The following is a 13,470-nucleotide window of genomic DNA, read 5'->3' as shown; positions in this document are numbered from 1 at the left end:
CCCCCCGTGCCCGACCCCGCATGTTCCACGCGCGCGTACACGAGTACGCCGTCGGTCACATCGGCATCGTCGCCTGCGTCCTTTCGCACGGCGCACTGGGCGCACCCCTCGCCGATACATGCGTCTACCACGTTCGCCTCGACGGGCAGCCCGCCGGGGGTGACGATCGACACGCGGCCGACGGGCTTTCGTGACAAGAGCATCTCACAGGCCGCCTTCGCCGCGAGCGCGGCGCAGCTCCCCGTGGTGTAGCCGCAGCGCAGGCGGGTCGTCCCGGTATATATGTAGTGCTCGAAGGCCACGCTAGCTGCTCGCCTTTCGATACCCTGTGGCAAACGAAGGGTCGTAAAGCTTGCTGCGCTCGTACGACTCCGCTTGCGCGCCGATGTGCGCAAGCCCGCCACGAGCTCCGAGCACGCGGCCCACCACCACGAGCGCCGTGCGGTCGATGCCCTCTCGCGCGCCCGCATCGGCGAGCGTGCCCACTGTGCAGCGCACCACGCGCTCCTCAGGCCAGGTCGCCTTGTACACGAGCGCCGCCGGCTCGTCGGAGCTGCGGCCCGCGCCCAAAAGCTCGGCGGAAAGCTCGGCGAGCATACCCGAGCTCAGGAAGATGACCATAGTCGAGCCGCTTTCCGCCATGGTGCGCATGCCCTCGCCCGCGGGCATGGGGGTACGTCCGGAAAGCCGCGTGATCACGACCGACTGGCTGATTCCCGGCAGCGTGTATTCCTGGCGAAGCGCCGCCGCGGCACCGCAAAAGCTCGACACGCCGGGCACCACCTCGTAGTCCACGCCGCACGCGTCGAGCGCGTCCATCTGCTCCTGGATGGCGCCGTACAGGCACGGGTCGCCCGTGTGCAGGCGCACCACTTCCTCGCCCCGCGCATCTGCCGCGCACATCACGTCGAGCACTTCCTCCAAGGTCATGTGCGCGCTGTCGTAGACGACGCAGGATTCCTTGCACTCGGCGAGCAGCTCGGGATTCACAAGGCTTCCCGCCCAAACGACTACGTCGGCCGCGCGCAGAAGGCGCGCCCCGCGCAGCGTGATAAGGTCGGCGGCGCCCGAGCCTGCGCCAACGATATGAATCATCCGAGCCTTCCCTTCCCGTTTCTCATCGCAACCGTTTACGCCGCCATTCGCGCAGCGGGCAAAACACGGCGCCCGAAGCGGCAATCGGCGCAAATACGCAGGCAGGAGGCGCAATGCCGCCCGCCCTGGCTTTGACACGTTCACAAGTGCCCACTATCATAGTAAAAGATTCGGCAACGAGCATATGACAATCGGATAAAAGGAAATGACCGGCGCGGCGTCCGCACAGCCCGCGCTGGCTTGCGGAGGGAACCAGGTGGGAATCCTGGGCAAGGGACATTACTGTATAGGACGCGCGGGCGAACCGCCTCGCGCCCCAAGCCAGACTGCTTCGCCTTTTCCTCACGGCATCGCCGTGGCGTTAGCTCCTTGTGAACCCCGAGGGGTGCGCTTTTCTTTCGCTTGTGCCGACAAGCAACTGTCGCCGGGGGACCGGCAAACCGAGGAAAGGAAAAACCATGTCCGACCAGATGTCACGCCGCAGCTTCATGGGCGCCGCAGCAACCGGAGCCGTCGCGCTCGCCGGAATAGCGCTCGCGGGCTGCTCCAGCACCTCCGCAAGTTCCGAGAAATCGAGCGAAAAGGAGAAGGCCGTGAAGCCGGTCATCCTCGTCACGAGCTTCGGCACGAGCTACAACGACTCGCGCCACATCACCATCGGCGCCATCGAAGACGCTATCCGCGAGAAGTACTGGCAGGACTACGACATCCGCCGCGCCTTCACCGCGCAGATCATCATCGACAAGCTGAAGAAGCGCGACGGCATCACGATCGACAACATGACCGAGGCGCTCGACCGCTGCGTGAAAGACGGCGTGAAGGAAATCGTCGTGCAGCCGACGCATCTCATGGGCGGCCTGGAATACACCGACGTGAAAGACGAGCTCGACAAGTACGCCGACAAGTTCGACAAGATCTCGCTCGGCGACCCGTTGCTCACCTCCGACGACGACTACAAGAAGGTGGCCGCAGCCATTAAGGAGAACATGGCGTCCTTCGACGACGGCAAGACGGCGCTGTGCCTCATGGGCCACGGCACCGAAGCCGATTCCAACGCCGACTATGCCAAGATGCAGGAAGTGTTCAAGAACGAGGGCTTGACGCAGTTCTTCGTCGGCACCGTCGAGGCTGAACCGACCTGCGAGGATGTTATCGCCGCCGCGAGCGCCGCAGGCTACAAGAAGGCCGTGCTCGCGCCGTTCATGGTGGTCGCGGGCGACCACGCGAACAACGACATGGCAGACGAGACCGACCCCGACAGCTGGGCTGCGAAGTTCGTGGCCGCCGGCTTCGAAGTGACGTGCCTGCTCCAGGGTCTGGGACAGAACGTCGCGGTCGACGACATCTACGTCTCGCACGTGGACGACGCCATCGCCAAGCTGTAAACTCGCCGCGCACGGGGGCACCGGTCGCGTCCCCGTGCAACGGGCATGCGCCTTTCCCCGACTGACGACGCATGCCCGTTGCATTCGCATCCCGCCCGCCCACCGCACGGCGCGGGCGGTCGAAGCGATTGAAAGGAACCCCTCCATGTTGAAGAAAACCCTCGTCTTCGCCCTGTCGGCGGCGCTTTTCGCGTTCTCGCTCGCCGGCTGCGGCGGAAATTCAAGCGGCAGCGCAAAGGCAAGCGATGCCGATTCCCAGGAAAAGACCGAACAGGCGGCCGATGCGCCCGAGGGCGCAAGCGCTGCCCCCATTACCGCCGACAAGGTGGCTGACGGCACCTATCCGATCACCGTAGATTCCAGCTCGAACATGTTCAGGATTGTGGACGCCCAGCTCATCGTGGAAAACGGCTCCATGCACTGCGTGATGACGCTTTCCGGCACGGGCTACGGCAAGCTCTTCATGGGCACGGGCGACGAGGCTGCCGCCGCAAGCGAGGCCGACTTCATCCCCTATGTGGAAAACGCGGAAGGCAAGTACACCTACGACGTGCCCGTTGATGCGCTCGACGAGGACACCGCCTGTGCCGCGTGGAGTATTAGAAAAGAGCAGTGGTACGACCGCACACTTGTGTTCGAATCCGCCGGCGTCGATCTGCGCGCCGACGCACTGAAGTAACGCCATGCGGTCGATTCTTCCCAAGGGGGAAAACAGGAAGCTCCACAGCATCGCGGCGCGCGCGATCGCCTGCGTTCTCGTCGCCCTGCTCGCGCTTCCCTTCGCGGGGTGCAGTGCGAGCCCGAACGCGACCGGTGGCACGGCGGGCTCTCAGGAATACACGGTGAGCGTCTCGCTTTCCGGCGGGTCAGGGCGCGCAAGCATCGCCTCACCCACCACAATTGTGAAGGATGGCGACACCTACACCGCGACCATCACCTGGTCGAGTTCGAACTACGACAAGATGACCGTCGACGGCGTGGACTACGCGCCCGTAAACGACGGCGGCAACTCCACGTTCGAGATACCCGTCACGCTCGACGAGGACATCGCCGTGTCGGCCGAGACCGTCGCCATGTCGACGCCGCACACCATCGACTACACGCTCCACTTCGACTCATCCACCATGAAGGAGAAATCGGGCGACGATGCAAGCGGCGGCTCCCCTGCGGGAACGGCTTCAAGCGCCGCGGCCGACTTCCACAACGCCGATTTGGGCTGCGGCTGGGAGCCGACGGGGGCGCTTCAGCTTGAATACGCCGAGCACTTCACTGTCGACGAGTTCGAAGGCGGTCTGCGGCTTATCTGCGTTTCGAATGGGGAGCGTTTCCTCGTGGTGCCGCAAGATGCGAAGGTACCTGATGGGTTGAGCTCCGACATCGCGGTCATAAGGCGCCCCGCCGACAAGGTGTACCTCGTGTCGTCGGCGACGATGTGCCTGGTCGACGCGCTCGATGCGAACGACAATATCATCATGTCGGGCACGAAGGCCGACGACTGCTCGGTCGTGGGCTTCAAAAGCGCACTCGAAAGTGGGGCGATCGCCTACGGCGGCAAGTACAGCGCGCCCGACTACGAGCGAATATCGGCCTCGGGCTGTACGCTTGCCATCGAGAACACCATGATCAACCACACGCCCGATGTGAAGGAAAAGCTGCAGAAGCTCGGGCTCGTCGTGCTCACCGAACAGTCGTCGAGCGAGCCCGAAGCACTCGGGCGCGTCGAGTGGATTAAGCTTTTCGGCGTCCTGTTCGACAAGGAAGACGAGGCCGCGCACCTGTTCAACGAGCAGAAGGCCCGCGTCGAGCAAACGTCGGGGCTCGCGTCGTCAGGTAAAACCGTGGCGTATTTCTACATTAACTCGAACGGGGCCGCCGTCACGCGGCGGGCGGGCGACTACGTGGCGCAGATGATCGAGCTTGCAGGCGGCAGCTATGCGCTCGATGACGCGCAGACGGCGTCGACGTCAGGTTCGTCAGTAACGCTCGAAATGGAGCGCTTCTACGCGACGGCGAAGGATGCCGACATCATCGTCTACAACGGCACCATCGACGAATCGGTTGCCACCTTGAACGACTTCGTAGGCAAAAACGCGCTATTGTCGCAGTTCAAAGCCGTGAAGAACGGCAACGTCTGGGTCACAAGCGCCGACATGTACCAGCAGATGACTTCTACCGCCGACATTATCGACGAGCTGCACGGGGCGTTCACCGGCGATGACGCGAGCGACTTCCATTATCTGAGGAAGCTCGGTTAGCGCCATGAGAAGCCGGCTTTCCATGGCATACGACGAATCGGGGCGCGCCGCGCGGTGTCGCGTCGTGACGGCGCTGCTCGCTGTTGCCCTCATCGTGCTCGTCGGGGCCAACCTGTGCATCGGGAGCGTGCTCGTGCCCGCAGACCACATCCCCGGCATCCTTTCGGGCGGCGCGGCCAATTCCATGGAAAGCCAGGTCATCTGGGAGATTCGCCTGCCGCGCGTGCTTTCAGCCGTGCTTCTCGGCGGGGCACTTTCGCTTTCCGGGTTCCTGCTGCAGACGTTTTTCAACAACCCCATCGCCGACCCGTTCATCTTGGGCGTCTCCTCGGGCGCAAAGTTCGTCGTCGCGCTTACGATGATCGTACTTCTAGGCGCGAACCAGGCCATGTCCTCGCCGGCCATGGTGGCCGCAGCGTTTCTGGGCTCGCTTATCACCATCGGCTTCGTGCTCCTCATCGCACGGCGCATAAGTTCCATGGCCATGCTCATCGTGGCGGGCGTCATGGTGGGATACATCTGCTCGGCGGCGACGAACTTCCTCATCGCCTTCGCCGACGACCAGTCCATCGTGAACCTGCACAACTGGTCTTTGGGTAGCTTCTCGGGTTCGAGCTGGGACGACATCGCGGTCATCGCGGTCGTGGTGATCACCGTGAGCGCATGCGTATTCGCGATATCGAAGCCCCTTTCCGCCTTCCAGCTGGGAGAAGCCTACGCGAAAAGCGTCGGCGTGAACGTCGAACGCTTCCGCGTGGTGCTCGTCCTTCTAGCGAGCATGCTCTCCGCCTGCGTGACCGCGTTCGCTGGTCCGGTGTCGTTCGTAGGCATCGCGGTTCCGCATCTCGTGAAGTCGGCGCTAAAGTCGTCGAAGCCCATCCGCGTGATTCCTGCGTGCTTCTTGGGAGGCGCCATCTTCTGCGCGGGCTGCGATTTGATCGCGCGCACGCTGTTCTCTCCCGTCGAGCTTTCCATCAGCGCCGTCACCGCCATCTTCGGCGCTCCGGTGGTTATCGCGCTCATGTTGAAGAAGCGGGTGAGGTAGATGGGGGAATTCGTGCCGCGGCCCAAAACGCTCGGAGGGGACATTCCATGCTTAGACAGTCCTGAGCTCGCACGAAAGCGCCAGAAGGCACTTTCGGCTCGTGCGGAACTGCGCGCGGAACGCCTCTTCCGAGCGGAGCCGAACCTCGAAACTACGGTCGAAACGCAGGCTGACGGAGCGCCGCTTTTCCACATAAGCGACCTGTCGGCGGGCTACGACAAGAAGGTCGTAGTCGGAGGCGTCGATCTGGAGGTTCGCGCGGGCGACGTCGTGGCGCTCATCGGGCCGAACGGCTCGGGCAAGTCGACCATCTTAAAAACCATCACACGCCATCTGGCACCGCTTGCCGGCGCGGTCGAGCTCGACGGGCGGGAGATTTCCCGATGGAAGACGGCGGAGTTTGCAAGGAACCTTGCCGTTATGCTGACAGATCGCCCCCGGACCGAGCTCCTCACCTGCCGCGATGTCGTAGAGGCGGGAAGGCACCCCTACACCGGGCGAATGGGCACACTCTCGCCCGACGACCATAGTCGGGTCGACGAGGCCATGAAAACCGCACGTGTGGAAGAGCTCGCCGAGCGCGACTTCATGCAGATAAGCGACGGGCAACGCCAGCGCGTCATGCTCGCACGCGCCATCGCGCAGGATCCGCGTGTGCTCGTGCTCGACGAGCCCACGTCGTATCTCGATATCCGCTACCAGATCGACCTGCTGCGAATACTTCGCCACCTTGCGAAATCGCGGAATGTGGCTGTCATCATGTCCATCCACGAACTCGAGCTCGCGCAGAAAAGCGCCGACAAGGTGATTTGCGTGAAGGACGGCCGGGTCTTCCGCGCCGGCGCACCCGAGGACATATTCACGCGCGAGACGATTGGCGAGCTCTACGGCCTTCAACATGGCACCTTCAACGAACGCTTCGGCAGCGTGGAAATTGGACGCCCGCACGGCGATGCGCACACGTTCGTCATCGCCGGCGCAGGTACGGGGTCGGCTGTGTTTCGCCAGCTCATCCGGCAGGGCAAGGCGTTCTACACGGGCGTTCTGCACGAAGGGGACATCGACTGCGAGCTCGCGCGCGACCTGGCGGCGGAATGCGTGACCGAGCGCGCCTTCGAGCCGATCGGGGATAGAACCATAGCCCGCGCCAAAGAGCTCCTCGTCCACTGCGCGCGCCTTATCGTGTGTCCCGCCGCCTTCGGCACCATAAACGCCCGCAACGCAGAGCTCGTCGAGTTCGCACGCTCGCACGGTATCGAGGTCATGCGAGCGTGCGAAGGCGCATCGGAGGATTCCCAATTGGGGTGGAAAGGATAAACTGGACTTTCTTTTAAGGATCCTCAGGCTACAGCTCCTACGCCGGCGAGGTCTACAAGGCGCCGGAGAACCTCGTAAACAGGAATTTCCACGCCGACGAGCCCAACCTGCTGTGGCTCACCGACATCACCGAGTTCAGGCTCCCGGGCGGCGAGAAGGTCTACCTGAGCCCGGTCATCGACTGCTTCGGCGGGATGCTCGTCGCCTGGTCGATCGGGCTGCACCCCGACAAGCGCCTCGCGAACTCAAGCCTGCGCCTAATCCAAGCGAGATTCCAGACTCGACAGGCCATTGAGAGTCAGGTCGTTGGCGACCTCCGAGACGCGCTCGATAGGAACCGAGCCGTCAGACAGCGCCCATGTGCGATAGATTCCGATAATACCCGACAGCAAAAACGCCAGATAGTAGTCGAACATCTCGTCCTTGAGACCTTGGGGCAGCAGATCGCGCTCGGCAATCTCGTGCTCGAGCGGCGCACGAAGACGAGCCATAAAATCATCGAGCGGAATGTTCTCGATCAGCTGACGATTGAGCACCAGGTTGTTGCACAGCGCCTCGTTAACGGTTTTAAAGAAGGTCGCCGCCGCGCCCAGGGCGCGCTCGTTGGTGTCACCGTCCATGGAAGCAAGCGTTTTCTCGACCGAGTCGACAATCATCTCCACCACATCGACGGCAATGGCATCGAGCAAGCCATCAACCGTACCAAAGTGCACGTAGAAGGTCTTGCGGTCGACATTGGCCTCGCGCGCGATGGCACTCACCGTAATGTCTGCCAGCGGATTTTCCATGAGCAGGCGCTCGAAAGCGGAAAGGATGGCATTGCGGCTGCGAACGATGCGGCGATCAAGACGCGGTTTGCTGGTGTCCATGGACGTGTCCCTTCGATATGCGGGCATTCATCAACAGATGAGAGATAATCTACGTAAGAGGATTATCCCCCATACAGCACAAATATGCCCCGCATCATGAAGAACGCACGACTGCCCTACTGCGACTTAGGGTGCTTCTTCTTATTGAGTGCCGACGGAGACACGCGGATACCGTCGCCTGTCTGTCGCACATAGGCTTTATGAGCCGGCTTAGCGGTCCCAGAAGCCTTCTGAGCGTGCTTCTTGGGATCAACGGTAACAGCATTCATGGGGTGCGGCTTAGTGGGCGCAGAGGGCGTCTGAGGCGTACGGCCGAGCTTGCGCATCACACGATCCCAGCGCGCATGGATGCTCTCGTTGTGGGCGCTCTTAAGGCCCAGCAGGGGCGCAGCCAATATGGTCGGCGCGATAAACGTAATGAGGCGCCACAGCAGATAGCCGGCGGTCGATGCCGACCCAAAGAAATGACCCAAGAACAATGCAAAGCCGCCCTCGGCGCCACCAGTTCCACCGGGCAAGGGGACCGCAGAGCTCAGCAGCTGGACAAAGGCGCTCGCGGCCATGACCGAGAAAAAGTCGACCTCGTGGTGGCCAAAGGCGAGCATCAGGAAATACGGCACGAGGTAGAAAAACGCGAGCTGCAACATGGTGATGACCACCGTGAGCAGCATGGACGAAAAGTGGCCGGCTGAAAGCTTGAACTTCTCGGAGAAGGAGTAGATCTCGCCATCGACAAACGTGCGCCATCCCTCGATCTTAGTGGCCGAGACACCAATGCGCTCAAGCCAATTGATGATGCAATGGGCGACGCGCGTGACGGTCTTAGGCATGAGCGCGACGGCGAAGATGCCGAGCAGGATGCAGCAGTGACCGCCAAAACTAAAGACGCACAGCAGCGTCATGTCGCCATAGCGCTCGGCAAAAAACGGCATTCGGGCAAGCAGCAGAATGGCGCCCCAGGCAACGAGGCCAAACTGATACACAATAAATCGGGTGAACTGCGTGGCACCCGCTTCGCCCACGTTTTGGCCCGCTTTGGTCAGGCGGTAGATCTGGGCAGGCGTAGAGCCCATCATCATGGGCGTCAGGTTGCCAAAGAAAATACCGCTCGCCTCGACCGAAATGAGGTCGCGGATACCGACGGGCGAATTGGGGTCGAGCCAGACGGCGATCGCATAGGCCACAATGCCAAAGAACAGATACATGAACATGCAAAGACACGCGACAACGAGCCAGGGCGCCTGAACGCTCGACATAGCAGCCCAGAACTGCCCCATCTGCCCGGTTACCACCAGATAGACGATATAACCCACCAGCACAACGCCGATAAAGATTGCGCCGCGGCGTGCGCTCTTATTGTCATCGCCGCCCGAGGCCTCAACCTCGACCTGGGGCTTGGACGTATGCTGAGAGGACTCCGTCATGAGACTCCTTCTAACAGTCAAAATATCTTGGTTATTGTACCCGTAAGGGCCATAAGCAGAACGCAAAGCTCTTGTTCAAACGGGAATGACAGACAGTTGTTTGATAATAAAAAACCCGGGCTTCCGTGGGAAGTCCGGGTCTCAGATTCATGGTAGCCCGTACCAGATTCGAACTGGTGATCTCCGCCTTGAGAGGGCGGCGTCCTAAACCGCTAGACGAACGGGCCATAAGCCTCAGCAGAAAAGAAGTGGTAGCCCGTACCAGATTCGAACTGGTGATCTCCGCCTTGAGAGGGCGGCGTCCTAAACCGCTAGACGAACGGGCCACATGACATCTGCACTGCCGTGCTGCGAGGAAATATATTACGGGACAAAAAACATCAGCGCAAGAAGAAATTCCAAATTGCCGAAAAAATTGTCGGCAGGTTATGGAACGCGCAGGTCAACTGGTTAGATAGTTCAAGTTGAGATGAGCCAGGAGGGCTTCGCGGTTGTTGGGGATGTTGTCCTCGATCACGGCGTCGAGGGCGGCGTTGAGAAGCTGTCCCAGCTCCGGCCCCGGCTTGACGCCGGCGCGGATCAGGTCGCCACCATTGATGGCAAGCATCTTGAGTGTATAGGGCTCCCCCGCCTGCAGCAGATCGTGGGCGAGCGTACGCATCTCCTCGATCGTCTCGACGTAATAGAAGCACGAGGGCGCCTTGCCGAGCGTGTCGGCACGCTTAAGGTCCATGAGCTCGTCCATCAGACGCGGCGTATCGACACCCTCGCCCGAAAGCGCGCGCATCATATTGAGCAGGCAGGAGCGCTCGGGGCGCAGCGGCTTGTCATGGTATTTGATCAGCAGGCACACATCGCGCACCAAATCGTGCGAGAGCGCCAGGCGATCCATGATGACACGCGCCTTCTTGGCGCCGAGCTCGGGATGACCGTAGAAGTGGCCGCTGCCGTCGTGATCGACCGTAAAGCACTCGGGTTTGGAAACGTCGTGCAAAAACGCCGCCCACATAAGGCTCGACGAGGGCGCGACGCCGTCGCACAGCGCCAGCTCCCCTGCCACCGTCAGCACGCGGGCGATATGCTCGTAGACGTTAAACGCATGATAGACGCTGCGTTGATCAAACCCGCGAGCGGACGCGAGCTCGGGCACGGCGGCGCAAACAAGCTCGGGGTAGCGCAGCATCGCGTCTCCCCCATGGCCGGTCGAAAGAATGCCCTCGAGCTCAATGCCCACGCGCTCGCGCGCCACAGCATCGAGCAGCGGCGCGCACTCGGCAAGCGCCTGTTTAGTCTTAGGCTCGATCATAAAATCCAGACGGCAGGCAAAACGCACCGCGCGCAGCATGCGAAGCGCGTCCTCGTTAAAACGACGCTTGGGATCTCCAACGGCGCGGATGAGCTTGCGGTCTAGGTCGCCCTGACCATCGTAGCGGTCGACAAGACCACGCTCGGGATGCCAGGCCATAGCGTTAACGGTAAAGTCACGACGCGCCAGATCGTCCTCAAGCGACGCCGCACGCTCCACACTCTGGGGATGGCGGCCGTCGGTGTAAAAGCCGTCTAGGCGGTAGGTGGTGACCTCAATGCGCTCATCATCGCAAATAGCCGTGATGCCGCCAAATTTTATGCCCGACTCAACCACGGCAATATCAGCCGCTTCGAGCGCCTCTTTGGACTCCTGCCACAGGCCGCTGCAGCACATGTCAACATCGTGGCTAGGGCGTCCCATCAGGGCATCACGTACCCAACCGCCCACGTACCAAGCCTCAAGACCTGCTGCCTCAAGCGCACGCAGGACACGGATAGAGGCATCGGTCGGCTGCGTACCGTTGAGCGAAACATTGCACATGCCTATGGCCTCCTGCGACTATCAAATTGGCTATCGATTGCGTCTGCAAGAAGTCTAGCAAGAAACAGCCTCCACTGCACACGCAAGTCCGATAAACAAAAACGCATCCGTCCTGGTCTAAGACGGATGCGAAATAATTGAACTATTCAGGCAAGGTGCCGGAACTAGCAAACCTGACGGATTGCAATACCCTTCTGATACTCATCGACCTTGGCAAAATCGCCCAGACCCGGGCACTCGACCACGTTGGCGCCGGTGGCCATCGAGAGGCGCAGGGCATCCTCGACGCGCTCGGGGGCGTCGTGCCACACGGACAGGAAGGCGGCCAGCGAGGAGTCGCCCGCGCAGACGGTCGACAGCAGCTTGACGTCGAAGGTGCGGTTGGCAAACCAGATGTGCTCGCCGTTGGAGAAGTACGCGCCGTCGCCGCCGAGCGTCAGCAGTACATTCTTAGCGCACTTGGCGTGCAGCTCGGCCATGGCGCCCTTGACGGACTCGTCGTCGCCACCGCTCACCTTAATGCCAAAGATGTCGAGCAGCTCGTCGTCGTTAGGCTTAATGAGCAACGGCTCCATAGCAATGAGGTCGGCCAGCTGATGGCTCGAGATATCGAGCACGAACTCGGCGCCCTTCGCCTTCACGCGACGCAGGACCTCTGCCAGGAAGCTCTCGGAGGTGTTGGGGGGCAGCGAGCCGCTGATAACCAGGCAGGTCATGTCATCGAGCGAATCGATAAGCTCAAACATCTCCTGCTCGTTGGCTTCGTTGATGGCGGCACCGGCGTTGACCATGTTGTACTCGGTGTCGGGACCGGCGTTGAGGAACACGTTAACACGCGTGATGCCGTCAGTCCACACGGGCTTGACGGGCACGCCCAGGGCCTCGGCGCCCTTAACGATATACTCACCCGAGAAGCCGGCGAAGAAGCCCAGGATCGTGGTGTCGACGCCGTAGTGGTCGAGCGTAAACGAAACGTTGAGACCCTTGCCGTTGGGGGTGTAGACAGCGTTACGGGTGCGGGTAACGGTGTTGGCGGACAAGCCATCGCAGGAGATGTTGTAGTCAATAGCGGGATTTGCAGTAAGCGTGTAAATCATGAATGTTCCTTTCACGAAGCAACGTGTTAATGAAAGTATATTCCACGCTTCGGCAAAAGGCTACAACAACTCGGTGAACGGTGTGGAACGCGTGAAGCGCGGCTCCGAGGTTCGAGTGGGACAAAAAACGGCGCCCCGGTCGAAACCGGGACGCCGTATGCGCACGAGTTTGTCGTGTTTCGCTTACTTGCGATCGAGCTTGCGAACGGCAACGCGCTTGCTGTACTCGTCGACGTGACCAAAGTCGCCGATGCCGACGGACTCAGCAACGTTGGCGCCGGTGGCCATAGCGAGCTTCATGGCCTCCTCGACGTTGTCGCGATCCCTGTACCACTTGTGCAGGAACGCAGCGAGGGTGCAGTCGCCGGCGCAGACGGAAGAGACAAGCTTGATGTTGAACTCACGCTTGGCATACCAGATGTCCTCGCCGTTGGAGAAGTAAGCGTCACCGCGGCTACCACGGGTGAGCAGCACGTTCTGGACGCCGGCCTCGTGAGCCAGCTTCATGGCAACGCGGACCTCGTCGTCGGTGTCGACCGGCACGCCGAAGATAGCCTTCATCTCGTGATGGTTCGGCTTAATGAGCAGCGGCTTCTTGTGAGCGAGCTCCTTGAGCTTGTCGGAGGACAGGTCCAGGACGACGTCGGCGCCACGGGCCTGAGCGTGCTCCATGACCTGAGCCAGGAAGTCGGGCGTAGCTTTGGGAGGCACGGAGCCGGAGACGATCAGGCACTCAAGGTCGCCCGCGGTGTCCAGGATGTTGTAGAGCTCCTCCTGATGCTGCGGCGTGATCGGAGCACCGGGGTTCAGGATGCCGTACTCGTGCTGGCCATCGTTGACGTAGGTGTTGATGCGCGTGATACCGTCGGTCCAGACCGGGCGGCAGAGGCAACCCAGGTTCATGACCTCCTCGACGATGAACTTGCCCGTGAAGCCGGCGAAGAAACCGAGCGCGACGGTGTCGACGCCCATCTTCTTAAAGGCGAAGGACACGTCGAGGCCCTTGCCGTTAGCCGTGTAGCTGGCCGAGCCGGTGCGGACGTTCTCGTCGGGCTCGAGCGGAGAGCTCGAAACCGTCATGTCGACAGCCGGGTTAGCGGTTAGCGTGTAGAACATTTACAGTACCCCCTGTAT

General features: G+C 61.4%; 12 protein-coding genes, 2 tRNA genes and 1 pseudogene. 6 read left to right on the top strand and 9 right to left on the bottom strand.

What is annotated here, in order from left to right; all coding sequences use genetic code 11:
* Nucleotides 1-302: cobalt-precorrin-5B (C(1))-methyltransferase (locus DXC67_RS10615; protein ID WP_233503183.1), on the bottom strand; the 302-nt coding region annotated here is incomplete at its 3' end.
* 1 nt (nt 303) lies between these two features.
* Nucleotides 304-1,095, bottom strand: coding sequence for a precorrin-4 C(11)-methyltransferase (gene cobM / locus DXC67_RS06035; RefSeq protein ID WP_117637721.1), 792 nt, complete (start codon nt 1,093-1,095; stop codon nt 304-306).
* A 458-nt stretch (nt 1,096-1,553) separates the two neighbouring features.
* On the opposite strand from cobM, the gene DXC67_RS06030 reads away from it, so the two are divergent.
* The 6 genes and pseudogenes from DXC67_RS06030 to DXC67_RS10610 all read left to right on the top strand — a co-directional run.
* A complete protein-coding gene (locus DXC67_RS06030; RefSeq protein WP_117637720.1) occupies nt 1,554-2,480 on the top strand; it encodes a sirohydrochlorin cobaltochelatase in 927 nt (308 codons plus the stop codon).
* A 145-nt stretch (nt 2,481-2,625) separates the two neighbouring features.
* A complete protein-coding gene (locus DXC67_RS06025) occupies nt 2,626-3,159 on the top strand; it encodes a hypothetical protein (protein WP_117637719.1) in 534 nt (177 codons plus the stop codon).
* A gap of 4 nt (nt 3,160-3,163) precedes the next feature.
* Complete coding sequence (locus tag DXC67_RS06020; RefSeq protein WP_117637718.1) at nt 3,164-4,735, top strand: ABC transporter substrate-binding protein; 1,572 nt, start codon at nt 3,164-3,166, stop codon at nt 4,733-4,735.
* A gap of 22 nt (nt 4,736-4,757) precedes the next feature.
* The gene (locus DXC67_RS06015) at nt 4,758-5,780 is read left to right on the top strand and encodes an iron ABC transporter permease (RefSeq protein ID WP_117637717.1); all 1,023 of its coding nucleotides are present in this window, start codon (nt 4,758-4,760) and stop codon (nt 5,778-5,780) included.
* Entirely contained in the window at nt 5,781-7,097 is a 1,317-nt protein-coding gene (locus DXC67_RS06010) for an ABC transporter ATP-binding protein (RefSeq protein ID WP_117637716.1), read from the top strand.
* A 29-nt stretch (nt 7,098-7,126) separates the two neighbouring features.
* A pseudogene (locus tag DXC67_RS10610) lies at nt 7,127-7,351 on the top strand (DDE-type integrase/transposase/recombinase); the annotation flags it as partial.
* Between the two features lie 3 nt (nt 7,352-7,354).
* Here DXC67_RS10610 and DXC67_RS06000 read toward each other — a convergent pair.
* The 7 genes from DXC67_RS06000 to DXC67_RS05970 all read right to left on the bottom strand — a co-directional run bounded on the left by DXC67_RS06000 (nt 7,355) and on the right by DXC67_RS05970 (nt 13,452).
* The gene (locus DXC67_RS06000) at nt 7,355-7,966 is read right to left on the bottom strand and encodes a TetR/AcrR family transcriptional regulator (RefSeq protein WP_158551299.1); all 612 of its coding nucleotides are present in this window, start codon (nt 7,964-7,966) and stop codon (nt 7,355-7,357) included.
* Nucleotides 7,967-8,082: 116 nt separating this feature from the next.
* Nucleotides 8,083-9,390, bottom strand: coding sequence for a lysylphosphatidylglycerol synthase transmembrane domain-containing protein (locus DXC67_RS05995; protein WP_117637714.1), 1,308 nt, complete (start codon nt 9,388-9,390; stop codon nt 8,083-8,085).
* A gap of 150 nt (nt 9,391-9,540) precedes the next feature.
* Nucleotides 9,541-9,617, bottom strand: a tRNA-Glu gene (locus DXC67_RS05990).
* A 22-nt stretch (nt 9,618-9,639) separates the two neighbouring features.
* Nucleotides 9,640-9,716: transfer RNA gene (locus tag DXC67_RS05985), tRNA-Glu, on the bottom strand.
* 116 nt (nt 9,717-9,832) lie between these two features.
* Nucleotides 9,833-11,239, bottom strand: a complete 1,407-nt coding sequence (locus tag DXC67_RS05980) for a CCA tRNA nucleotidyltransferase (protein ID WP_117637713.1) — start codon at nt 11,237-11,239, stop codon at nt 9,833-9,835.
* Nucleotides 11,240-11,403: 164 nt separating this feature from the next.
* Nucleotides 11,404-12,336, bottom strand: coding sequence for a 1-phosphofructokinase family hexose kinase (locus DXC67_RS05975; protein ID WP_117637712.1), 933 nt, complete (start codon nt 12,334-12,336; stop codon nt 11,404-11,406).
* A 183-nt stretch (nt 12,337-12,519) separates the two neighbouring features.
* Nucleotides 12,520-13,452 carry a 1-phosphofructokinase family hexose kinase gene (locus DXC67_RS05970; RefSeq protein WP_055250439.1) on the bottom strand — a complete coding sequence of 311 codons (933 nt, stop codon included), beginning with the start codon at nt 13,450-13,452 and terminating at the stop codon, nt 12,520-12,522.
* Nucleotides 13,453-13,470 lie beyond the last annotated feature (18 nt).

It is taken from the genome of Collinsella sp. TF07-1, assembly GCF_003437235.1.
Taxonomy (GTDB): domain Bacteria; phylum Actinomycetota; class Coriobacteriia; order Coriobacteriales; family Coriobacteriaceae; genus Collinsella.
The sequence above is the reverse complement of the archived record's forward strand: the minus strand, read 5'-3'. Positions and strand labels throughout refer to the sequence as shown.